The following is a 23,453-nucleotide window of genomic DNA, read 5'->3' on the forward strand; positions in this document are numbered from 1 at the left end:
CCTCCTGAAGGTGGGGGCGGATGGTGGTACCGGGCACGCGTCCGGCCGACCCCGCTGCGAAGCGGGCCGGCCGGACGGACCGCGGACGCCGTCAGGCGCGGGCGCGGCGACGACGAGCGAGCAGCAGCCCGAGCAGGAGCAGTCCGGCCGCGAGGCCCACCGCTCCGAGCACGATGCCGGTGTGCGCGAGCGCGTCGGGGCCGTCGAACGGAGCTGGAGGCGCCTCTCGCTTCGAGGCCCTGGCGTGCCAGTCGTCGGCGTCGCGCACCAGGGTGCCCGAGACGACTCCGACCCCCGTGACGCTCGCACGGTCGGCGTGGGCGGCTCCGCCATCCAGCCCCGGCACCTCGCCGGTGCAATCGACGCTCGCGCCGACCTCGAACGGGCCGGCCCATTCGGTGCCGCTCGCCGGGCCGCCGAGCGGCGAGAAGTCGCAGCTCAGTCCGGTCATGGCGGGCCCGTCGAGCGTCTCATCGGCCACGGTCACGTCGCGCAGCGCTTCGGCGCCCGTGTTCGTGACGGTCATCGTGATCGCGGTCGCCGTCTTCGCCGGCACCGTCTTGCCCGGGGCATCGTCGAAGTCGCCCAGTGGGAAGCCATCCTCGGTCGACCACTTCTCGATCGAGATCGCGGGTGCCGTCGGCGCCGCCGGGACGGCCATCCGGTCGACCACCCACGGTGCCTCGGCGGCCAGCAGGGGCGTGCCATCGGCCGCCTGGACCGAGTCGAGGGCGATCCGGTTCCAGGTGCGCTCGCCGCCGTGGATCGGCGAGCCGTCCGCACGTGCGGTCGGCGCGGCCATCGTCCACTCCAGGTCGACGAATTCGCCTCCCGCGAAGACGTGGTCACCGAAGTCGAAGCGGACGGCCCGGATCTGCGACCAGTCGCCGACCTGTTCGGAGGTCCGCCACGAGGCATCCTGCTGTCCGTCGCAGAAGAACGACGCCGAGTGCTCGTCGGAGTTGTCCATCTCGGGACGGCACGGGTCCGCCTTCGTGGAGTACGTGATGGTGAGCGAGCCGGGTACAGGGTTCGGGATGGGGCCCGTCATCGTGGGCGTCCACTCGTTTCCGTTCCCCGGCGGGTCCTGGGCATAGCGGCCGTTCGTGACGCCGTGGTTGCCGGGGAGCGGCAGCAGGTCGTAGGCCACGAGCTTCGTGAGGTCGCGGTTGCCGAGGTTGCCGAGTCGCACTTGGTACGAGACCGTGCCGCCGGGCACCGAGGTGCCGACCTCGGCCTGCTTGCCCTTCTTCTCGGCGGAGTCGAACCAGTGGCCGCCGTCCTGATCGCCGGTGACGTGCTTCTCGATCCACGCCGCCGCCGAATCCGCGACCGAGAAGTCGGCTGCCACTCGCGGAGCCTGCTCAGTCGTGTCGCCGTCGCCGTCCTCGTCGTAGAGGTCGTTCAGGTATCCGTACATCGAGGCGGGGATCCTACGGTCGCGATCGAAGATCGTCGCGTCATTCCCGCGGAAGCTGCCGGAGCTGCTGTTCCCGGTGTACGAGCCGCTCGGGGTGCCGGGCTTCACGAGGGTGTCGTACTCGTACTCGCACCCTGCCCGCCATTTCGGGATCACGAGCCCGGTGGTGCCCGTGTAGGTCCACCGCACGGTCACTGCGCGTCGGTCGTCGTACTGCAGTCCATGATCGGCGTTCCAGCCCGCGAGGAGCTCCTCGCGGAAGTCGGAGGCCGGCAGGCAGTAGTCGCCGGAACCGGGCGCGAGTCGAAGGGAGCCGGGTACGTACTCGAGCTGGTTCGGGATGTTGTCGTAGACCACCGGCATGAGCGGGGTCGGGTTGTTGTCCGAGTTGGTGATCGCCAGTGTCCAGGTCATGGTGCCGCCCGGACCGACCGGAGTCTGGTCGGCGGCCTTGCCGATTCCCGGCGAGGGCACCGGCACCGGCGACACCTCGACCCGCGCGCACTGCTGCTGCGCGTCGCCGGTCTCGATGGTCTCGATCGTGGCGCAGTTGGTCAGGCTCGTGCCGTCGCCGATCGCCTCCCAGTCCGCCACGGTGTACACGTAGACGCTCGCGGTGCGGTTCACCGGCAACTGGTGGAAGACCACGGTGACGGTCGCGACGCGCGGCGCGCCGGCCGGAACGGGCACGGTCGGCACATCGAAGTCGAGCGGACCGCTGGTGCTGCCGTCGACGTAGCCGAACTCGATCGTGCTGCCGGGCGAGGCCCCGTAGTAGCCGCGGTCGACGGAGGTCACGACGAGACCGTCGGGGATCGGGTCGGTGACCCGGATGTCGGCGGCCGCGTTGCTGCGGTTGGTGAGCACGATCTCGAAGTGCTGCACGCCGTCGGCGATCAGCGGGGTGCCGCTCTTGGAGGCGGTGACGCGGTAGTCCGGCGCGTCCGCGCGCACCGTCACCGGGGAGCTCGAGTCGACGCTCGTCGGCTTATCGGCGCCGATCTGCACGCCGGTCAGCGTCGCGGTGTTCACATACTCGGACTCGCCGCCGTCGGCGGGTGCGGGGTAGGTGACCGTGACGAGCACTTCCGTCCCGGCGCCGAGCTTTCCGATCTGCCACGTCACGGTGTGGCTGGCAGCGTCGTAGACACCACCCATCGACGCGCTCACGAACACCGCGTCAGCGGGGAGTGGATCGACCAGCACCACGTTCGTGAACGTCAGGCCGCCGTGGTGGTTGACCGGATCGAGGTAGGAGAGCCCGGCGTTCAAGGTGTACGTGTACGCCTGATCGGGCAGCGTCGTCGACGCGCCCGACTTCTTCAGGCCGAGCTCACTGCCGGCGAGCAGCGCGATCGTCGCCTCGCGTGTGACGTCCGGTTGCCCCGGCTGGATGACGGTCATCGTCGTCGTCTGATCGCCCGGCGGCGTCGTCAGGTTCTCGGTCGGCCAGGAAATCGTCAGCTGCGACACGAGGCCGGCGGCCGTGGCGGAGTAGGCGACGTCGACCGTGCCATCGTCGTTCGCGGTGACTGAGCTGACCCCGGGCGGGTACGGCTTGGTGACGGTGCCCTTCGCGCCGGCCTTGACGGCGACCGGTTTTGAGAAGTGCAGGGTGACGTCGGTGCACTCCGCCGGGTCCGAGCAGCTGAGCTGCGCCTCGTACACGAGCGCGTCGCCGGAGTACACGGCGGCGTTCTTCGCGGTGAGCGCGGTGTTCAGCATGCCGTCGTTACCGGCGAAGGCTGCTGCTGGGTTCAGCAGCCCGAGGACGAGGGCGAGCAGCGCGGTTGCGGTGGCAGCCCAGATGGATCGGGTTCGAGACATGATTCATCGCAATTCGGGTAATGGGCAATCGGGTAAGGCGCACTGCGCCACACACACTGTCTCCCGCGGGACCGCGGCAGATCCGCCAGAAGCCGACGAGCGCGGCGTCGGAGGCGGAGCCTTGCGTGTCGGTGCAGCACGGGTAGGTACCGGCCACGGATCGGCTAGGTAGCGGGTCGCGAGCACCTCAGTAGCTGAGGATTCATCCGGTACCGGGCGACGACGTGGTCGTGACTTCACGAGCCTCCCGCAGAGGCGCGAAAGCCGCGCCCCTTACTCTTCTCGAGTCGCTCGCGCTCGGGCGGCCCGTACTGCGCGGCTCGTGACCAGTGCGAGTGCGCCGATGCCGATGGCGGCTGCAGCGACCCACCAAACGTCGACGACGGCCGCACCGACGACGATCGTGCCGACCCCGGTGGCTGCGAGTGATTCCTCATACATGTCGTGTTCCTTTCGGGCCCGAAGTGTCGCGGGTTCGCTAGTCGAAACGGATGTAGCGGGGGAACCCGGCGGGATCGAGCGCGCCGGTCAAGTCGACCACGGTGCCGTCGCGTCGGACCATCTGGCGAACGTGCGCGTTCGCGAGCTCGGCGAATCGGTCGTGGACGATTGCGGCGACCACGAGACCGGCGGGGTTCGCGATGAGCGCGGCGTGATGTCGTTCGAACGCGAGGTCGCCTTCCACAAGTGGATCGACGACCGTCGTTCGATACCCCCGACGGGCGAGGGCGCGTTCGAGTTGGTCTGCGGCGGAGTTCCTGCAGTCCAGGACGTTCGCCTTGTAGGAGGCGCCGTAGATGACGACGGTTCCGTCTGCCGGGTCCGGCTGGGCCGAGGCGAGCGCGTCGGCGATTCGGTCCGCGCGGTCGGCATTCGTCGCGCGCGCGGCGGAGACGGTGGGCATCGCCACTCCGCTAGCTTCCCCGGCAGCGAGGAGGTAGTGGGGGTCTTCGGCGATACAGTGCCCGCCGACCACGCCCGGCCGGAAGGGAAGGAAGTTCCACTTCGTCGCTGCGACCTCGAGGACCTCGCTCGTCTGCAGCCCCAGGGCGTTGGCGAGGTTCGAGACCTCGTTCACGAACGCGACGTTGACATCGCGTTGCGTGTTCTCCACGAGTTTCGCGAGCTCGGCGACTTCGATGCTCGGCGCCCGATGCACGTCGGTGACTCCGCCGTACAGCGCGGCGGCGGCTTCGAGGGAGGCCCCGTCGAGGCCGGCGACGACCTTGGGGACGGATCCGATGCGATGGTCTGGGTCGCCCGGATTGATTCGTTCCGGCGAGTAGGCGAGTCGGAAGTCGGGACCGCCGAGCAGCCCAGAGGCTTGCTCGAGGATCGGCAAGCACACGTTTCGCGTCGTCCCCGGGCTGACCGTGCTTTCCAGGATGACGAGTGCGCCTGGTGCCATTGCGGTGGCGACGCTCGCGCAGGCGGCCTCGACATGCCGGAGGTCGGGGCGTCCGAGCTGCGTCGGAGTCGGCACGGTGATGATGAACACGTCACACCCGGCGAGCCCTGCCGGCTCAGGAACGGCGACGAATTCCTCGACGGTGAGCCCGGCGGCGGCGGCATGCTCCGCGGCGGACGCGCGCTGGTCCTGATCGGTGTCGAAACCTCGTATGCGATGCCCCGCCTGAGCAAGAGCGATGCCGAGCGGCAGTCCGACGTAGCCGGTGCCGACGATGCCGACCTGCAGCACGGCTTCTCTGCGCGAGTCTCTTCGGCGTTTCAAGGTCGCTCGGGGCCGAGACAGTGTCGTGCTCACGCGGTCGCCTCCTTCTGATTGCGTGCCGGTTCGCCTGAGGCGCCGGTGGCTTGCTCCCCAGCCCGGACCTCGACGGACTTGCGCGTCCCCCAACCGCTGTATCCCAGCGTGAGGAGCGCATACGGGCGCAGCCAGAACAGGAACACCAGGTGCAGAACGGTGTACATCGGGGTGAGAAGGAACGCCAGGACCACGTCGCTGCGACGCGGCCGGAGCGACGCGACTTCGAAGTAGCGCACGGCTCGTGCGTAGCCCAGCAGCACCATGTACGCGAGATAGAACGCGAGCACGGCGGGTGCCGCTGTGGCCGCGTGGCTCACGATGGCCGCGATCAGGACCGTGGCGAACAGGAACCACACTCCCAGATCGACGAGTGTGAGCCAGAACGCTGGACGGCGAATCGGCTGGTGGAGCAACGCCCAGAACGACTCGCGGAAGTACGAGCGATGCCACCGGACCTGTTGGCGGGCGAAATGCCCGACGCGCTCCGGCACAGTCGTGAACGCGATCGCACGGGCACGGAGCACTGATCGTCCCTCCAGCAGTGCGTAGTTCGTCATCCGCCGGTCGTCGCCCAGCGTGGCGGGCCGGCCAAGGAAGCGCTGGTCGAGGAAGTCCGCCTGGTACTTGCGCATCATGCTCGTCCGGTAGAAGGCGATCGTTCCGCACGCGCACAACACCGCGCCGATCGACGAGAACGCAGCACGGTCGAAGAGGAACGCGGATGCGTACCTCACGTCTTGCATGCGGGTCAGGAGGTTCGTATCGGGGTTGGAAGGCAGCACCATCCCCGTACTGACCATCACCCGTGGATCGGCGAGGCCGGCGAGGCCCTCCGCGATCGCATCCGACCGTAGGAGGCTGTCCGAATCCACCCCGAGCAGCACGTCGGCCTCCGGGTGGGCGTCGAGCGCTGCGACGAGCGCATGCCGCTTCCCACGGTTCTCCGGGAAGACGATGACCGCGAACCGAACGCCCGCCCTGCGGAACTCGGCCTCCCATGCGTGCGCCGTCTCGACCGCGCGACGGTCCACGGAACCGTCATCGATCACCGTCACCGACTGCGGGGCCCGCGTCTGCCGCAGCAACGACTCGAGCGTGCGCGCCAGCAGCTCCGGATCTTCGTTGTAGCACGGAACGGCGACGGTCAGGTCGAGGTCGTCCGTCGCCGAACGCTCCCGGCCGGACACGGAGGCCGCATCTCGTCCGCCCCAGTTCAGCAGCGTTTTGACGGCCACGATGGCCACCGCCAGCACGCCGTACCAGTTCGGCCCCCCGTTGAGCCACCAAACGCCGCCGACGCAGAGCACGATGGCCAGGAGCGAAAGTGATGCGGCGAGGCGACGCGTCCGCCTCGGCGACAGCACTTTGGTCCCCGCACTACGCGCAGAAGCTCGACTCATCGCTCACCCGCCCAATGGGGCCACCGCCACAACCGGCCAGGCCTCGATTCTCATCGTGAGCATTCATGCGGATCCTTCCGGTCGGCGGGTGCAGGATGCTCCCGGCGCCACCGACTGGTCACGCTAACCGCCCCCACCCGCCACAACCGGCGGGATCCCGCAGGTTAAGTGGCGGCGACGTTCCCTTCCGTAGCCGCGGATACAAGACCGAAGAGCACTTAACTCCCCTTCCGGCCAGCGGAGATCGGGCTCTCTGCCCACTGAGAGCACCTCGCTGAGGGCGAGCCTGCGAGCCGGAACTGGTCTGTTGGAGGGACCGATCCGTACTCTGAGGAGCTGCCCAGCCATGCCCCGATACTCTTCCTCCGGCCTTCCCCGCCCGCCCGCGGCGCGGGGACGCCCACGATGGGCCCTCTCCATCGCCGCACTCGTCGCCGCGCTGATCCCCGCGATCGGGGTGGCGTCCTCCGCCACCGCGGCACCACCAGCCGCGGACCTCGTCGAGGTCACCGGCTGCGAACTCGGCGACGGCGCCTCCCCGACCGTGTACGTGGACCCGAGCTGGCTGGCGTCTGTTCCCGAAGGCGCCGTGATCACGCTGCACGGCTCCGAACCGGACCAGCTCAACTTCTACGACGCCGCGACCTCGACGTGGACCGGTCGACCGATCGACGGCTCGCTGATCGGTGCACCGCAATGCACCGGAGTGAAGTCCGGCGAGACGATCACCTCCCCGGAGTGGTCGTACTGCCTGAATCACAACCTCAAGGTCTGCAGCACGTCGGTGTACCAGCGGGTCTCGAGCGTTCCCGTGAACTCGCAGACGGGCGCAGTGACTCCGGCATTCACGAACGACACCACCCCCCTGAGTGCGGAGCGCTACGCCCAGATCAACTGGCTCGCAACCCACGCCGGCACCGGCGGTTCCGCGGATCGGCAGTCGCTGGCCTGGGCGATCTGGTGCGTCGCGAATCAGATCCCGGACGGCGCGACCCCCGGATTCGAACCGTACAACGGAGCGTACGTGCCAACGACCGGGGGCGCGAAGACCACTTGGGACCACTGCCCCATCGACCTCTCCCGCACCAAGACGCCGACGAACGTGTACACGGAGGACGGCGGCGACCGCGTCCTCTCGCCGGCCTGGAAGCGACTCGCAGCGGACGGCGACGCAGCAAGCCCCATGAACAACAACTGGGCCGCCGTGTCCGTCGACACCGCGATGCAGCAGCCGGCCATCGAGATCACCGGCCCGAGCGCCCCCGTCGCCATCGGCCAGCCGATCCCATTCACGATCACGATCTCGACCGATCAGGTCAACCTCGACGTTCCCGCCGGCCAGACCGCCGCGCTCTGCGCGGACGACACGAGCGGCGCCATCATCGACGGGCGCTTCCTCTCCTTCCCGAACCCCGCGACGATGAACACCGCGAGCGTCTGCCTCGAAGGTCAGACTGCCGACACCACCGCCACCCTGGGGATCAGCATCGCCTACCTCCCGAGCGGCGACGCAGCCCTCTCCTCGGGCGACCCCGCCTGCCAAGGTCTGATCCAGGTCGGCGACAAGCGCTCCAGCGCCACTGCGAGGATCGCACCGAGCACGACGGGCTCGCTCCGCGTCCACAAACAGGATGCCGCCGATGCCACCAAGTCCCTGGCCGGCGCCGTGTTCGAACTCCACGACACTGCTGGAGCCACGGTCGCTACCTTGACCACAGACGCATCAGGCAACGCGACCGCGACGGACCTCGCCCCGGGCTCCTACCGGCTGATCGAGATCACCGCTCCGAGCGGCTACGTCCTCGACGGGACACCCCGCACGGTCGAGATCCCGGGCGACGTCGAGGTTGCGATCGAGGTCGCGAACACCGCAGCGGCCGAACTCGGCGGCTTTGCGATCACGAAGCACGTCACCGGCGACGGAGCACCGCTGATTCCGGCGAGCATCGAGTACCGCGTCGGCTACGCCTACGAGGTCGACGGCACCCCCACCGTCGGCACGCTCAGCCTGCAGAACGGCACGACCAAGCGCATCGACGGCATCCCCGCGGGCACGGTCGTCACGCTGACGGAAGAGGTACCCAGCCCGATCGACGGGGTCGTGTACCTCGGCGCACGATTCAGCGGGGCCGGCGTCATCCGCTCGGACGCTGGGGCCGATCTCACCATCGAGGGCAACACGATGGTCGAGGTCGCGCTCGAGAACCCGACCAGCACCACTCCCCCGCCGCCAACGCCTCCGGCCAACCATCACGCCGAGACGCCCAACAACGACCTCGCAGAAACCGGTACGCGCGTCGCAGCGTTCGTCCTCCCAGCAGTTCTGCTCCTGATGGTCGGCGGCACCGCGATGCTCAACGCGCGCCACCGACGCAGGGAACAGTCCGCGCGGAAGTAGCTCGGATGCGCGGCGAGGCGTCGACCGGCGCCTCGCCGCGCATCCGATGGGGATGAGCCAGGGCTCACCGCACCAGGCAGGACACGGGGCCGGCCGCACGCGCGCCTAGGGCAGCACGATCTCGAACGCCGAGTCGCCCTTCGACAGGACGCCGAGGAGCTGGCCGAGGACCGCGGTGTCGCCGACGGCGTCGATGCCGGGCGAGTCGAGGTCGCCGCCCGCCAGGGCGATCAGGCGCGGCTTCGTGAGCGCGAGCCGCAGCGCACCGTCGTCGGCCGGCGGACGCTCGACGTAGACGAACACGCCGTTGCGCAGCGTCAGGCGGAAGCTCCGCTCCAGGTCGGTGAGGACGAGGTCGAAGGCGAGGTCGAGATCCCAGGCCTTCGGTCCGTCGACGGTGATCGCCACCGCGTCGAAGAGCTGCTCGGGCGTCAGCTGCGCCAGGATCGCGGGCGCGTTCGTCGTCGTCGGCGTGCCGAAATTGCCCTCGCGCAGCTCCGTCGCGCCGGAGAGGAAGAAGTTGCGCCAGGGGCCGTTCTCGGCGCCGTAGCCGAGCTGCTCGAGCGTGTCGGCGTAGAGCGCCTTCGCCCGCTCATCGCCCGGCTCCGCGAACACGGCGTGGTCGCAGAGCGTCGCCGCCCAGCGGAAGTCGCCCTCGTCGAACGCCGTCCGTGCGAGCTCGAGCACCCGGTCGATGCCGCCGATCGCGGCGACGTAGCGCTCGGCCTGCGCCTTCGGCGGGTGCGGCCAGAGCCTGGCGGGGTTGCCGTCGAACCAGCCCATGTAGCGCTGGTAGACGGCCTTCACGTTGTGGCTGACCGAACCGTAGTACCCGCGCGTGTGCCAGGCGTTCTCGAGCGCCGGGGGCAGCTGGATGGCCTCGGCGATCTCCGCGCCCTGCATGCCCTGGTTCAGCATCCGCAGGGTCTGGTCGTGCAGGTAGCCGTAGAGGTCGCGCTGCAGGCCGAGGAACTCGACGATGCGGTCGCTGCCCCACGTCGGCCAGTGGTGCGAGGCGAAGACGACGTCCGAGCGGGACCCGTACCGCTCGATCGCCTCGGTGAGGTAGCGCGACCAGATGTGCGGGTCGCGCACGAGCGCCCCGCGCAGCGTCAGCAGGTTGTGCAGCGTGTGCGTCGCGTTCTCCGCCATGCACAGCGCCCGGTACTGCGGGAGGTAGAAGTGCATCTCGCTCGGCGCCTCGGTGCCGGGCGCCATCTGGAACTCGATCTCCACCCCGTCGATCGTGTGCCGCTCGCCGGTCGTCGTGATGTCGAGCGTCGGCGCGATGATCGTCGCGTCGCCCGTCGAGGTGGTCTGACCGAGCCCCGCACCGACGGCGCCGCGCGGGCCCCTGGGCAGCGCCGCGCCGTACATGTACCCCGCGCGGCGGGCCATCGCCGGGCCGGCGTAGACGTTCTCGGCGACGGCGTGGCCGACGAGACCCTCCGGGGCGACGATCTGCACCTCGCCGGCGTCGACCTGGGCCTGGTCGACGATGCCCTGCACGCCGCCGAAGTGGTCGATGTGCGAGTGGGTGAAGATGACCGCGGTGATGGGCCGGTCGCCGCGGTGCGCCCGGTAGAGGGCCATGGCGGCGGCGGCGGTCTCGGTGGAGATGAGCGGGTCGACGACGATGACGCCGGTGTCGCCCTCGACGAAGGACATCACCGAGAGGTCGAGGCCGCGGGCCTGGTAGAGGCCGGGGACGACCTCGAAGAGCCCGTGCCTCGCCACGAGCCGGCTCTGCCGCCACAGACTCGGGTTCACCGTGTCGGGGGCGTCTCCCTCGAGGAAGTCGTAGCTCGAGGCGTCCCAGACCACCGCGCCGGCCGCGTTGCGGATGACCGGGTCGTCGAGCGTGCCGAGGAAGCCGCGTTCCACCGCGTCGAAGTCTGCGGTGTCCGCGAACGGCAGTCGCGCGGCGAGCTCCCGCTGCTGGGCGACGATGGCCTCGCTCGGATCCTTCTGCGCCATGATTCCCCCTCCGGGGGCGCCGGGCGGCGATCCCCCCGCCTCCGACCCTGTCGGAGTCGGGGGTGCGGGGCAAGAGGGAATCGGATGACGGGTGCGGACGTCGGCGGTCGGTGGCATCATCGCCCGCATGGACGAGGACGTCATCGACTGGCTGTTGCACGCCGACCCGGCGATCCGCTGGCAGGTGCAGCGCGATCTGCTCGACTCGCCGCCCGATCTCGTCGCCGCCGAGCGGGCGCTGGCGACACGCGAGGGCATTGCCGCGCGCATCCTCGAGCTGCAGGACGACCGCGGCTATTGGGGCGGCTTCACGTACGGGCCGCAGCGCGAACGCGACAGCGTGATGTGGACGCTGCACCTGCTGCTCCGCTTCGGCGTCGATCCCGAGGCGCCCGAGGTGCGGGCCGCGATCGAGCGCGTGCGCGAGGGGGTGCGTTGGCCCCAGGAGGACGGCGGTCGCCCCTTCTTCGCCGGCGAGGTCGAGGAGTGCGTCAACGGCGGCGTGCTCGCGTACGCCGCGTACTTCGGAGTGCTCGACGAGGCATCCGATCGCCTGGTCGACCGCCTGCTCGGCCAGCGCCTGAGCGACGGCGGCTGGAATTGCGACCCCGTCGAGGAGTCCGTGCGCTCCTCCTTCGACAGCACGCTCTGCGCGCTCGAGGGGCTGCGCGCGTACCAGCGGGCGACACGGACGACGGATGCCTCGATCACCGACGCCGTGCGCACGGGCGAGGAGTACCTGCTCGAGCGCAACCTCTTCCGCCGCCGGAGCACCGGCGAGCTCGCGAACCCGCAGTACGCGACGTTCGCGTTCCCCATGTACTGGTTCTACGACGTGCTGCGCGCGCTCGAGCACTTCCGGCTGAACGGCGGGGCGCCCGACGAGCGGCTCGCCCCGGCGCTCGAGCTGCTGCTCGCCCAGCGCCTGCCCGACGGCCGCTGGCCGGCGGGACCGCAGCGGCCGACCTTGCGCGGCTACGTCGTCGAGGCGCCGGAGGGGCAGCCGAGCCGGTGGAACACGCTGCGCGCGCTCCGGGTGCTGCGCTGGGCGGAGCCGGCCGCGCTCACGCGCCGCTGAGGCATCCGCCGCCGGCCCACCGCCCGCGCAGGCCGACCGCGCACCCGCCGACCCAACGCCGAGTTGCCCGACTTTCATGAAAGTCGGGCAACACCGCGTTGGGGCGGCTCAGCTGAGCTTCTTCCGGTAGATCGCGATCGCGAAGCCGTAGGCGACGGCGAGGATGCCGACGAGCCAGGCCAGGGCGATCCAGATCTCGCCGCCCACGGGCTGCCCCGCGAACAGCGCGCGGATCGTGTTCACGATCGAGGTGACCGGCTGGTTCTCGGCGAACCAGGCCACCGGCGCCGGCATCGAGTCGGTCGGCACGAAGGCCGAGCTGATGAACGGCAGGAAGATCAGCGGGTAGCTGAACGCGCTCGCCCCGTCGACCGACTTCGCCGAGAGTCCCGCGACCACGGCGAGCCAGGTCAGCGCGAGGATGAACAGCACCAGGATGCCGGCGACGCCGAGCCACGCCCCGACCGACGCCCCCGTGCGGAACCCCATGATCAGGGCGACGCCGACGACGATCGCGACGGACACGAGGTTCGCAACGACCGAGGTGAGCACGTGCGCCCAGAGCACGCTCGAGCGGGCGATCGGCATCGACTGGAAGCGGTCGAAGATGCCGCCCTGCAGATCGAGGAACAGCCGGTACGAGGTGTACGCGACGCCCGAAGCGATCGTGATGAGCAGGATGCCCGGCAACAGGTAGTTGATGTACGACTCGTCGGAGCCCGTGTTGATCGCCCCGCCGAGCACGTACACGAACAGCAGCATGAGCGCGATCGGGGTGACCGCGGTCGTGATGATCGTGTCGGGGCTTCGGAGGATGTGGCGCAGCGAGCGCCCGGTGAGCACGCCGGTGTCGGCGATGGCGTGGGTGGTCATCGTGCTTCCTTTCCGGTCGAGGCATCCGCCGCCGCGTCGGCGTTCTCCGCCGCGTCGGCTTCGCCCGTGTCGCCGACGAGCGCCAGGAAGACGTCCTCGAGGGAGGGCTGCTTCTCGACGTACTCGATCTCGGCCGGCGGGAGGAGCTGCTTGAGCTCGGCCAGGGTGCCGTTCTGGATGATGGTGCCGCGGTGCAGGATCGCGATGCGATCGGCGAGCTGCTCGGCCTCGTCGAGGTACTGCGTGGTGAGCAGCACGGTGGTGCCGCCCTCGGCGAGCTGCTTCACGGTGCGCCAGACGTCGATGCGGGCCTGCGGGTCGAGCCCGGTCGTGGGCTCGTCGAGGAAGATGATCTTCGGCTCGCCGATGAGGCTCATCGCGATGTCGAGCCGGCGGCGCATGCCGCCGGAGTACGTCGCCGCGCGGCGGTCGCCCGCCTCGGTCAGGGAGAACCGCGCGAGCAGCTCCTCGGCGACGGCGGCGGGATGCTTCACGTGCCGCAGCTTCGCCACGAGCACGAGGTTCTCCCGCCCGCTCAGCACCTCGTCGACCGCGGCGAACTGCCCGGTGAGGCTGATCGACTCGCGCACCTCGCCCGGCGCGCTGCCCACGTCGTGGCCCTGCACGGTCGCGGCGCCCGCATCGGCCTTCAACAGCGTCGAGAGGATGCGCACGAGCGTCGTCTTGCCGGCCCCGTTCGAGCCGAGCAGGGCGAAGATGCTGCCCCGCTCGACGTCGAAGTCGACCCCGCGCAGCACGTGCACGTCCTTGAAGGACTTCTCGATGCCGCGCACCCGGATGGCGGGGTCACTCATTTCCGATCACCTCGCTTCGCCTGCTCGATGTCCTTGACGAGGCGCGCGCGCTCCTTGTCGATCCACTGCGCGCCGCCGTACGCCTGGGCGAACGCCTCGGCGAACTCGACGGGGTCGTCGCCCACGATGTCGGCGACGGGGGTGCCGTCGACGGCCGCACGCTCCCAGAGGTCGGCGAGGTCGACGAACATCTGCACGAGCGTGTCGCCGTCGGTGATGCCGCCGTAGTACATGAAGTACCGGTGGCAGGCGTTCGCGGCGGTGCGGTACGGCTCGGGCAGCGCCTCGAGGCGCGCCTTCGTCTGGCGGTACTGCTTCTTCTGCTCGAGCGAGCCGGTCAGGGCTTCGATCCACTTGGCAGCCATGGTCACTTCTCTCCTTCGTGGAGCTGTTCGATACGTTCTGCGAGGAAGCTCCACGTCCTCCAGAACTCTTCGAGTTCGTCGTGCCCCTTGGCGTTCAGGGTGAACACCTTGCGGGGCGGGCCCTTCTCGGAGGGCACCTTCTCGACGTCGACGAGGCCGCGCTGCTCGACTCGGACGAGCAGCGCGTAGATGGTGCCCTCGGCGATGTCGGTGAAGCCGCGCTCGCGGAGCCGCGCGGTGATGTCGTAGCCGTGCGCCGGCTGCACCGCGATGATCGCGAGGACGATGCCCTCGAGCGTGCCCTTGAGCATCTCGGTCATCTGCTTGCCCATCGGGATGCTCCCTTCTCTTCGTTCAGTTCCGTGCTTGCTATTCAGTGTTGCTGAGTACCACTAGAAAGTAACACTGAGTACCGGTACTTAGCAACACCGAATACCTAATTTTTTTCGACTTGCCCGACTTTCATGAAAGTCGGGCAAGTCGGGGACGGGGCGGGGCAGGATGAAGGCATGGCCGACGACCGCGCACTGGCCGAGATCGCCGGGGAGCTCTACGGGACGCTCCCCACGGAGTTCGTCGCGGCCCGCAACGCCCGCGCGAAGGAGCTGAAGCCGAGCGACCCGGCGCTCGCCGCCGCCGTCGCCGAACTGCGCCGGCCGGCGCCGGCCGCCTGGCTCGTGAACCAGCTCGCCAGGCACCGGCGGGACGAGCTCGAGCAACTCCTTCAGCTCGGCGACGAGCTGCGCGCCGCCCAGGCCGAGCTCGACGCGGCCTCCCTCACCGCCCTCGCCCGGCAGCGGCGCACGGTGGTCGCCGCGCTCGCCCGCGACGCGGGCACGCTCGCCGAGGACCTCGGCGCGCCCGTGCGCCAACCGGTGCTGGACGAGGTCGCCGAGACCCTGCAGGCGGCGATGACGGATGCCTCGGCCGCCGACGCCGTGCGCACGGGGCTGCTCGTGCGTGCGCTCGAAGCCGTCGGCACCGAGGTCGAGCTCGACGGCGCCGTCGCCGGTGGGCTCGCCGCTGGAGCCGCCCCCGCGCCCGCGGGGCGTCGGGCGAATCCTCCCGATGAGCTCGCCGAGCGGCGGACGCGCAAACAGCGGGAGGCCAGGGCGCGCGCCGAGCGCGAGCTCGCCGAGGCCGAGGAGCGGGCGGATGCCGCCGAGGCCGCCGAGGCCGAGGCATCCGAGCTCGTCGACGCGGCGAGCGCCGCCGCCGGAGCCGCCGCTGCGCAGCGGGACGCCCTGCTCGCCGAACGCCGCGAACTCGAACGCCGGCTCAGCGACGCCGAGGGCGAACTGGCCCGGGCCGAGCAGGCGGTGCCGCCCCTCGAGCGGACGCGGGTCCGGGCGGCCCGCGCGGCGAGCGAGGCGCGCGCCGCCGCCGAGGCGCTGCGCGCCCGCCTGGACCCCTGAGCCTGTCGAAGGGAACCCCTCGTTCCCCGAGCCCGTCGAAGGGAACCCGCCCGCCCCGCTTCGACGAGCTCAGCGAAGCAGTGCGGCCGGCTCGGCGATCCAGGTGGGATCATCGTTCGCATGAGCTCCGAGACGATCGCGTCGATCCGCGCGGCGATCGTCGCGGACCCGGCGAACCGGGCGTTCGTGGACGCGGGGGCGCAACCGGTCTTCACCGCGGACCCCCGCTCGCGCATCCTCGTCGTCGGGCAGTCTCCCGGTCGGCAGGCGCAGGACAACGCACTCCCCTGGAGCGACGCGAGCGGCGCGCGGCTCCGCGAGTGGCTCGGGGTCGACGAGCGCACCTTCCGCGCACCCGGGTCGTTCGCGTTCCTCTCGATGGACTTCTTCTACCCGGGCCGCGGACGGAACGGCGACCTGCCGCCCCGGCGCGGCTTCGCCGAGACGTGGCATCCGCGCATCCTCCGCACGATGCCCGAGCTCCGGCTGACCCTGCTCATCGGCGGCTACGCGCAGCGTCACTACCTCGGCAGGCGGAGCGGCGCCACCCTCACTCAGACGGTGCGCGACTTCGCCGAGTTCGGGCCTGAGATCGTTCCGCTCGTGCATCCGAGCCCCCGCAACACGGCCTGGCAGCAACGGAACCCCTGGTTCGCCGCCGAACTGCTGCCCGTGCTGCGCGAGCGGGTCGCTGCCGCCCTGGTTCCCTGAACGTGTCGACGGGAACACCGCACCGCTTCGACACGCTCAGGGAACCAACGCGGCTCAGCGAACCACGCCCGAAGCGGACCGCGTTCGTCGATTTGCGGCCCGGGCCGCTCTCTGCCAAGATCCCCCTACCTCCGGGGTGGTTCCCATCCCGGAGGGCATCGGATGCCGGCGTTTTCCCTGCCGCTCCGGTGGCACGGCCGGCCCGGGCAAGCATCCCCCCGATCTCGCCCGGGTCGACCCCCCACCGCGGTGCGCAGGCACGCCGCTCGAACGGTTGACGCGCCTCAACCACCGCAGTGCGCGTCAGCATACTCCCACGCGGCATCCAGCCAACACCCCCGAACGGGCGACGCGCGCCCGCATGGCTGGAAGCGCTCTCAGCCGGCGGCGGCGGTGTGCAGGCGGTCGGGCACGGGCTGCGAGTGGTGCGGTGCATCGAGCAGCTCCGCCTGCAGCTCCCACAGCTGCACCTCGAGCGCCTCGCGGATGCCGCGATACGCCGGCTCGCGGACGACGTTGCGCAGCTCCTCGGGGTCGAGCTCCAGATCGTACAGCTCCCACTCCGGCGGGTAGACGTGCGGCGAGCTGCCCGGCAGCCCCATCCCGTCGTTGTAGAAGTAGATGAGCTTGTAGCGCTCCGTGCGGATGCCGTAGTGCGCGAAGGCGTGATGGTTCACATCGTCGTTCTCGAAGTACCGGTAGTACATCGCGGGCCTGGTCGGGGCATCCGGCTCGTTCGTGAGCTGCGGCCAGATGCTGAGTCCCTGCATCCGCGGGTGCGGGGCGACCCCGGCGGCCTCGAGCACGGTCTGCGCGAAGTCGACGTTGGTGACGATCTGCTCGAGCGGCTCGGAGCGGGCCGGGATGCGCGACGGGCAGCTCACGAGCAGCGGCATCCGCAACGACTCGTCGTACATGAAGCGCTTGTCGAACCAGCCGTGGTCGCCGAGGAAGAAGCCCTGATCCGAGGTGTACATCAGCAGCGTGTCGTCGAACGCCTCGTGCGCGCGCAACCAGTCGATGACCCGCCCGACGTTGTCGTCGACGGAGGCCACGCAGGCGAGGTAGTCCTCCATATAGCGCTGGTACTTCCACAGCGCGGCCTGCTCGTAGTCGAGTCCGTCGGGCGGCGACTCCTTGAGGTCTGCGAGCGTCAGATGATCGGCGATCCGCATCGCCGCTCGGTGCGCCGCCGAGCCCCGGGTGGCGTAGTCGTCGCCGAAGGTCGCCGGCACCGGGATCGGGTCGCGGTACATGCCGCGGTGCCGCTCGTCCGGCTCCCACGGGCGGTGCGGCGCCTTGTGGTGCACGAGCAGGCACCACGGCTCGTCGCCCTCGAGCGAGTCCAGCCAGTCGAGCGAGAGATCGGTGATGACGTCGGTCGCATACCCCTCGACGATCTCGACACCCTGCGCCGTGCGGATCTGCGGATCGAAGTACTCGCCCTGATCGCGCAGCACCGCCCAGTAGTCGAAGCCCTCCGGGTCGTGCCCGGGCCCCTCCCCCATGTGCCACTTGCCGACGATCGCCGTGCGGTAGCCGGCCGCCTTGAGCTGCGAGACGAAGGTCGGCTGCGAGGCGTCGATCGGGGTCTCCAGCGTGGTGACGCCGTTCACATGGCTGTACGTCCCGGTGAGGATCGTGGCCCGGCTCGGCGTGCACAGCGCGTTCGTGCAGAAGCAGTTGTCGAGCCGGACGCCGGCCTCGGCGATCTCATCGATCCGCGGGGTGCGGTTCACGACGGAGCCGTACGCGCCGATCGCGTGCGCGGCGTGGTCATCGGTCAGGATGATGACGACGTTCGGCCGTCGGGGATGCTCGGTGCTCATCGTCCTCATTCGTGCACGAGCGTGCGCTCGGGGGTGTACGCCGCGTCGTCGAAGCCGCCGAAGGAGGGGTCGTAGTCGACCCCGCCGACCGAGTACATCGCGGTCATCCAGTGCGAGAAGTTGTCGCCCCGCTCCTGGAGCAGGCGGTAGAGCCGCTCCAGCATGCGCTGGCGAATCGACCCGTACTCCGGCAGTTCGTAGACGTTCTGCAGTTCGTCGGGGTCGAGTTCGAGGTCGTAGAGCTCGTTCACCGATTCGGGGTTGACGACGAGCTTGTAGCGTTCGTTCCGCAGCATGCGCTGCGGGTACGGGAACTGGTGGCCGTGGAACTCGCAGACGATGTCGTCCGGCCACTCTGGGGATTCGCCTGCGACGAGCGGCACGAGGCTGCGGGAGTCGGTGGCCGGCGTCGGGTCCACGCCGGCGAGCTCGAGGATCGTCGCGGTGCAGTCGAGCAGGCTGACGAACTCGTCGCGCACCTGCCCGGCGGGCGCGCCGGGGATCCGGACGATGCCCGGCGTGCGGTAGATGTCCTCGTACATGGCCGGCCCCTTGTCGTGGAGTCGGTGCGACCCGGTGAACTCGCCGTGGTCGCAGGTGAAGAACACCGCCGTGTCGTCGACGAGGTCGAGCCGCTCCAGTGCCGCCATGACCCGGGCGATCTGCTCGTCGATGAGGGTGATGTACCCCCAGGACACGGCGATGAGCTTGCGGCTCTGCTCGACCGTCAGCGAGTCGAACGCCCAGTGCGCGCTGTAGTTGCGCTGCACCGGCGGCTTGCCCGCGAACGTCTCGAGCATCGAGACGGGCAGTTCGATCTGCTCGGGGTCGAAGCGGTCGAAGTATTCGCTCGGCACGATGTACGGCAGGTGGGGGCCGAAGAAGTGCAGCGCGAGGAAGAACGGCCGCCGTCCCGAGCGGTAGTCGTCGGCGTAGCGTTCGAGCATCTCGATCGTGCGCGTCGCGAGGTAGTACTCGAAGGTCGCCTCGACAGGCTGGTGCAGGCGGGCTGCGAGCAGGTTGCCCGGCCCGCCGTTCGGCAGCACCCCGCGGATGCGGTCGCTGATCTCGTACGACGGCAGCCCCCGCTCCTCGAGGTACGCGAGGTAGTCCTCGTGGTCGATCGCGTTGTGCCAGCCGTCGAAGTGCGGCCCGTCGAAGCCGAAGTCGGCCGCGGTGCGCTTCGTTCCGGCGTGCCACTTGCCGAGCAGGCCGCAGTTGTAGCCCTCCTCGCGCAGCGCGGACGAGAACGCGAACTGCCCGTCCGGGAGATCCTCGATGTAGCCCACGTTGCGCTCGTGGTTCGCGAGCAGCTTGTGGCGGAACGGCGCCTGCCCGGTGAGCAGACTCGCGCGCGCCGGCGTGCAGATCGCGGTGGGCGTGAACCAGCGGTCGAACCGGGTGCCGCTCGCCGCGAGGGCGTCGAGCGCCGGCGTCTCCGCCGCGCTGTTCCCGTAGGCACCGAGGCTGTCGACCCGGTGCTGGTCGGTCATCAGGAAGAGGATGTTGCGCCCGGTCACGTCACTTCCCCGCAGCGACGAACTGCTCGCCGAGATAGTAGGTGGAGGCGTCGGTCGGCTCGTCGAGCTTGCCCGCCGTGACGAAGTACTCGTTCAGGCCGGTGAGCCACGAGGCGACCGTGCCGTCCTCGGTGAGCTCGTCGAGCTCGGTAGCCGAGAGGTACTTCGCGTTCGCGGCATCCGCGGCGAAGCCCTTCGGGTCGGCCTTGAGCTTCGCGGCCGTGAGTTCGACGGTCTCGTCGAGGTGCTCGACGCGGTAGTCCATCGCCTCGCGGAGCACTGCGAGCACGGCCTCGGTGGCGTCCGGGTGCTCCTCCGCGAAGGCGGGGCTCACCACGAACGCGCTGGGGAAGGCGATCTCTTCGGCGAAGTCCTCGTTCTCGGCGAGGATCTCGAGGTCGGGCACCTGCTGCTCGATCGTGCCGATGAGCGGGTACCAGATGCCCGCGGCGTCGACCTGCTTCGAGGAGAACGCCGAGACCACGGTCGCCGGGTCCATGGCGACCTTCTCGACGTCGTCGATCGTGAGGCCGGCCGACTTCAGCGCCATCGTCAGGATCATGTCGCCCGAGGTGCCCTCGGGCACGGCGACCTTCTTGCCCTTGAGGTCTTCGATCGAGTCGATTCCGGGCTGCGCGATCACCCGGTCGGCGTTGCCGAGCCCGTTGATCGCGGCGATCTCCGCCTGCCCTGAAGCGGGCAGCCACATGGCGCCCGGCCCGATGTAGCCGAAGTCGAGGTCGTTCGTGCCGAGCGCCTGGATCTGCAGCGGGCCGTTGGTGAAGACGGGGGTCTCGACCTCGAGTCCCTGCTTCTCCCAGAGGCCCTGCTCCTCGGCGATCGCGAGGAGGCTGCCGCCGTTGAAGTCGGCGATGTAGCCGAAGCGGATCTTCGGGAAGTCGGCTGCGGCGTCGCCGCCCGCGGCGGGCGCCTCCGAGCCGGTGCTCGCGCAGCCGGCGAGGGCGAGGGCGGCGGCGGCCGCCGTGGCGACGGCGGCGACGATGCCGCGCGTGGTCCTGATCTGCATGGGGGTTCCTCTGGTCTGGCCGTCAGGCGACGGCGGTGGGGTGCGGTGCAACGGATCGGTGGGTGGCGTCGACGCGCCGGCCCGGGGTCTGGTGGTACACGGCGCTCCACACCCGGTTGCGGAGCTCGGTGAACTCGGGGCTGAGGCGCAGGTCCTCGGTGCGCGGGCCCGGCAGCTCGACGTCGATGACGTCGTAGATCCGGCCCGGACGCGCCGCCATCACGACGACGCGGTTGGCGAGGAACACGGCCTCGTCGACGTCGTGCGTGATGAACATGACGGTGCGCTTCTCGCGGCTCCAGGTGTCGAGCAGTTGCTCCTGCAGCGTCACGCGGGTGAGGGCGTCCAGGGCGCCGAACGGCTCGTCCATGAGCAGGATGCTGGGATCGACGGCGTAGGCCCTCGCGATCGCGCAGCGCTGCTTCATGCCGCCGGAGAGCATCTTCGGCAGCGCGTCGGCGAACTCGCCGAGGCCGACCATCTCGATGAAGTGCTCGGCCTTCTCGCGCCGTTCCTTCGCGCTGAGGCCGGCGGTCTTCAGCCCGAACTCGACGTTCTTGCGCACGGTGAGCCAGGGGAAGAGGGCGTACTGCTGGAAGATGACGCCGCGGTCGGGGCCCGGCCCGGTGACGGGGCGGCCGTCGACGAGGGCCTCGCCACTCGTCGGGGTATCGAGCCCGGCGAGGATGTTCATCAGGGTGGACTTGCCGCAGCCGGACGGCCCGACGACGGTGATGAACTCGTTGTCGGCGACATCGAGCGAGACGTCGTCGAGGGCGACGAACCCCTCGCCCTTGAGGTCGAAGGTGCGGGTGACGTTGCGCACCGAGATGCGCGGGCTGCCGGGAGTGGGGGTGTTCGGGGTCATCGGCGTTCCTGCCATCCGGTGAGCTTCTTCTCGGCGAGCAGCAGCAGCCGGTCCATGACCAGGCCGAGCACGCCGATGACGATGAGTCCGACGAAGATCGTCGGGAGGTCGTAGTAGAGCTGGGCCTGCTGCATCCGGTAGCCGAGGCCCTGCTGGGCGGCGATGAGTTCCGCTGCGACGAGCGTCGCCCAGGCGGCGCCGAGGCCCACGCGCATGCCGACGAGGATGAACGGCACGGATGCCGGCACGACGACCCGCACGAAGATGCCGGCGTCCTTGGTGCCCAGCACCCGGGCGGCATTGATGAGGGTCCGGTCGACGTTCACGACGCCCTGGAACGTCGAGATGACGCAGGCGAAGAACGCCGCGAGGAAGATCACGAGGATCTTCGGCTCCTCGCCGATGCCGAGCAGCACGATCGCGAGCGGGATGATCGCGAGCGGCGGGATGGTCCGGAAGAACTGGATCCACGGCTCGATGAGTCCGCGCGCCCAGGCGTACCAGCCCATCAGGAAGCCGACGGGGATGGCGACGATCGTGCCGAGGGCGAAGCCGACGAGCACGCGGGTGAGGCTCGCGACGAGATCGGCCCCGAGGGTGCCGTCGACGGTGAGCTCCCAGCCGCGCACGACCACGTCGGCGGGCGAGGGCAGTTTGAAGCCGATCGACGACAGCAGCCACCACACGCCGATGCCGGCGGCGATGCTGATCGTGCTCAGCAGCAGGGTGCGGGCGCGCTTCGCGGAGTCCTGCCGCGCGCGGCGCGTGCGGCGGGGCTTCTCAGTCGTGCGGTCGGCGAGCGCGCTCGCCGACGTGGCGGTGCCCGGCTCGTCGCGAGCGGTCACGGTCTCGGTCATCGAGGCCATCGGAGTCCTCCTCGGGGGAAAGCGGACACTAGGCGTTGCTCCTTCGCAATCGGGTCTCGGCCGACGCGTCGTCGGCGGTCAGGGTGGCGTAGCCGGCGAGCAGCGGCGAGCTGCGCAGCAGGGCGATGATGCCGCCGATGGCCCCGCCCTCGTCGCCGAGCACGGCGCGTCGGATGCGCGGGGTCGAGCCGCCCACCGGGACGAGCTCGTAGGCGACGGTCGCGGCGATCTGCTCGACGACGACCTCGGACACGTGCGCCACCTCGCCGCCGATGACGATGTCGGCGGGGTTCGTGGCGACGGCGAGCGAGCCGAGCACCTGCCCGACCGCCTCCCCCGCCTCGCGGAGCACGGCGATGACGATCGGGTCGCCTTTCGCCGCGGCGGCGTCGAGCCCGGCGAGGGTGGTGACGCCGGCGCCCGCCTCGGCGCAGCGCCGAAGGATCGCGTCGATCGAGGCGATGGTCTCGAGGCATCCGCGCTTGCCGCACCGGCAGTCGACGCTGCTGCCGGCGACGCTCATGTGCCCGAACTCCCCGGCGAACCCGGCGGCGCCCGTGACGAGTCGACCGCCGATCACGAGCCCGCCGCCGATGCCGGCGGAGAGGCGCACGTACAGCAGATGCTCCGTCTCGGTGCTCGGCTCCCACGCCGCCTCGCCGAGGGCCGCGAGACGGGTGTTGTTGTCGACGAGCACCGGGACGCCGAAGCGACGCTCGAAGGCGGTGCGGACGAGTTCGGCGCCGACCCGGCGGGCCTCGGCGACCGGCTCGGCCCGCCGCCGCGGCAGCCGCGGCGAGAACGGACCGGGGAAGCCGATCGCGACGCCCTGGATGCCCTCGTAGTGCAGCTCGGGCGCCTCCGCCAGTCGCTCGATGAGCCCGAGGGCGAGCTCGACGCGGGTGCCCCAGTCGGCCGGCTCCTCGTACGGCGCGACGTCGGAGGCGATGAGCTCGTGCGCGGCGTTCATCACGGCGACGCGGACGCGGCGGTGCGAGAAGTCCACCCCGAGGTACTGCCCCGCGGCCGGGTCGAGCGTCAGGATCTCGGCCGGGCGGCCGCGGCCGACCCGCGGCGAGTCGTCGATCGTGACCGACACGACGCCGCGCGAGATGAGGTTGCCGGAGATCTCCGAGAGCGTCGTGCGGGACAGCCCGATGTGCTTCGCGAGCTCGCCGCGGGTCATCCCGCCGTGCTGGCGCAGCAGCTGCAGCACGCGGTCCTCGTGCGTGCGTCTGACGAGCGTGTGCACTCCGCTGGGCAATGGCATGCGTTGAACGCTAAGCGGGCCGATTT

18 protein-coding genes are annotated in these 23,453 nt (G+C 70.2%); 4 read left to right on the forward strand and 14 right to left on the reverse strand.

All coding sequences use genetic code 11. The annotated features are described in order from the left end of the window. Positions 1 to 91: 91 nt before the first annotated feature. The 3 genes from MTP13_RS02785 to MTP13_RS02795 all read right to left on the reverse strand — a co-directional run bounded on the left by MTP13_RS02785 (position 92) and on the right by MTP13_RS02795 (position 6,379). Positions 92 to 3,247, reverse strand: coding sequence for a DUF11 domain-containing protein (locus MTP13_RS02785; protein WP_243569533.1), 3,156 nt, complete (start codon positions 3,245 to 3,247; stop codon positions 92 to 94). A 478-nt stretch (positions 3,248 to 3,725) separates the two neighbouring features. Beyond that, a complete protein-coding gene (locus MTP13_RS02790; protein ID WP_243569534.1) occupies positions 3,726 to 4,946 on the reverse strand; it encodes a nucleotide sugar dehydrogenase in 1,221 nt (406 codons plus the stop codon). Between the two features lie 62 nt (positions 4,947 to 5,008). After that, entirely contained in the window at positions 5,009 to 6,379 is a 1,371-nt protein-coding gene (locus MTP13_RS02795) for a glycosyltransferase family 2 protein (protein ID WP_243569535.1), read from the reverse strand. Positions 6,380 to 6,761: 382 nt separating this feature from the next. Here MTP13_RS02795 and MTP13_RS02800 point away from each other — a divergent pair, with 382 nt between their 5' ends. Then, positions 6,762 to 8,813 (forward strand): SpaA isopeptide-forming pilin-related protein, encoded by a 2,052-nt coding sequence (locus tag MTP13_RS02800; protein WP_243569536.1) that lies wholly within the window; start codon positions 6,762 to 6,764, stop codon positions 8,811 to 8,813. Between the two features lie 105 nt (positions 8,814 to 8,918). Here the strand turns inward: MTP13_RS02800 and MTP13_RS02805 are convergent, their stop codons facing one another. Further along, positions 8,919 to 10,790, reverse strand: a complete 1,872-nt coding sequence (locus tag MTP13_RS02805; protein ID WP_243569537.1) for an alkyl/aryl-sulfatase — start codon at positions 10,788 to 10,790, stop codon at positions 8,919 to 8,921. Between the two features lie 127 nt (positions 10,791 to 10,917). Between MTP13_RS02805 and MTP13_RS02810 the strand changes: the two genes are divergently transcribed. Continuing rightward, entirely contained in the window at positions 10,918 to 11,868 is a 951-nt protein-coding gene (locus tag MTP13_RS02810) for a hypothetical protein (RefSeq protein WP_243569538.1), read from the forward strand. Positions 11,869 to 11,976: 108 nt separating this feature from the next. Here MTP13_RS02810 and MTP13_RS02815 read toward each other — a convergent pair whose 3' ends face one another. The 4 genes from MTP13_RS02815 to MTP13_RS02830 are packed head-to-tail and all read right to left on the reverse strand — an operon-like array spanning position 11,977 to position 14,253. Beyond that, on the reverse strand, positions 11,977 to 12,741 hold the full coding sequence (locus MTP13_RS02815; RefSeq protein ID WP_243569539.1) for an ABC transporter permease: 765 nt from the start codon (positions 12,739 to 12,741) through the stop codon (positions 11,977 to 11,979). Beyond that, positions 12,738 to 13,556, reverse strand: coding sequence for an ABC transporter ATP-binding protein (locus MTP13_RS02820; RefSeq protein ID WP_243569540.1), 819 nt, complete (start codon positions 13,554 to 13,556; stop codon positions 12,738 to 12,740). Before MTP13_RS02820 ends, MTP13_RS02815 begins: the two co-directional genes overlap by 4 nt. Continuing rightward, positions 13,553 to 13,921 (reverse strand): DUF1048 domain-containing protein, encoded by a 369-nt coding sequence (locus tag MTP13_RS02825; protein WP_243569541.1) that lies wholly within the window; start codon positions 13,919 to 13,921, stop codon positions 13,553 to 13,555. The genes MTP13_RS02820 and MTP13_RS02825 overlap by 4 nt, the downstream gene beginning before the upstream one ends. A 2-nt stretch (positions 13,922 to 13,923) precedes the next feature. Then, positions 13,924 to 14,253 carry a PadR family transcriptional regulator gene (locus tag MTP13_RS02830; protein ID WP_243569542.1) on the reverse strand — a complete coding sequence of 110 codons (330 nt, stop codon included), beginning with the start codon at positions 14,251 to 14,253 and terminating at the stop codon, positions 13,924 to 13,926. A gap of 177 nt (positions 14,254 to 14,430) precedes the next feature. On the opposite strand from MTP13_RS02830, the gene MTP13_RS02835 reads away from it, so the two are divergent. Further along, a complete protein-coding gene (locus MTP13_RS02835) occupies positions 14,431 to 15,336 on the forward strand; it encodes a transposase (protein WP_243569543.1) in 906 nt (301 codons plus the stop codon). Positions 15,337 to 15,456: 120 nt separating this feature from the next. Next, on the forward strand, positions 15,457 to 16,047 hold the full coding sequence (locus tag MTP13_RS02840) for a uracil-DNA glycosylase family protein (protein WP_243569544.1): 591 nt from the start codon (positions 15,457 to 15,459) through the stop codon (positions 16,045 to 16,047). A 377-nt stretch (positions 16,048 to 16,424) separates the two neighbouring features. Here the strand turns inward: MTP13_RS02840 and MTP13_RS02845 are convergent, their stop codons facing one another. Genes MTP13_RS02845 through MTP13_RS02870 form a run of 6 tightly spaced genes read right to left on the reverse strand, consistent with a single transcriptional unit; the run spans position 16,425 to position 23,427 of the window. Further along, a complete protein-coding gene (locus MTP13_RS02845; protein WP_243569545.1) occupies positions 16,425 to 17,876 on the reverse strand; it encodes a sulfatase family protein in 1,452 nt (483 codons plus the stop codon). A gap of 5 nt (positions 17,877 to 17,881) precedes the next feature. Further along, the gene (locus tag MTP13_RS02850) at positions 17,882 to 19,396 is read right to left on the reverse strand and encodes a sulfatase family protein (RefSeq protein ID WP_243569546.1); all 1,515 of its coding nucleotides are present in this window, start codon (positions 19,394 to 19,396) and stop codon (positions 17,882 to 17,884) included. Between the two features lies 1 nt (position 19,397). Then, the gene (locus MTP13_RS02855; protein ID WP_243569547.1) at positions 19,398 to 20,423 is read right to left on the reverse strand and encodes an aliphatic sulfonate ABC transporter substrate-binding protein; all 1,026 of its coding nucleotides are present in this window, start codon (positions 20,421 to 20,423) and stop codon (positions 19,398 to 19,400) included. 22 nt (positions 20,424 to 20,445) lie between these two features. Further along, on the reverse strand, positions 20,446 to 21,291 hold the full coding sequence (locus tag MTP13_RS02860) for an ABC transporter ATP-binding protein (RefSeq protein ID WP_243569548.1): 846 nt from the start codon (positions 21,289 to 21,291) through the stop codon (positions 20,446 to 20,448). Beyond that, positions 21,288 to 22,157: an ABC transporter permease gene (locus MTP13_RS02865; RefSeq protein ID WP_243569549.1), complete on the reverse strand. Its 870-nt coding sequence runs from the start codon at positions 22,155 to 22,157 to the stop codon at positions 21,288 to 21,290. Before MTP13_RS02865 ends, MTP13_RS02860 begins: the two co-directional genes overlap by 4 nt. Before the next feature lie 28 nt (positions 22,158 to 22,185). After that, positions 22,186 to 23,427, reverse strand: coding sequence for an ROK family transcriptional regulator (locus MTP13_RS02870; protein ID WP_243569550.1), 1,242 nt, complete (start codon positions 23,425 to 23,427; stop codon positions 22,186 to 22,188). Positions 23,428 to 23,453: the final 26 nt, after the last annotated feature.

The sequence above is a fragment of the Agromyces soli genome (genome assembly GCF_022811605.1).
Lineage (GTDB): Bacteria > Actinomycetota > Actinomycetes > Actinomycetales > Microbacteriaceae > Agromyces > Agromyces soli.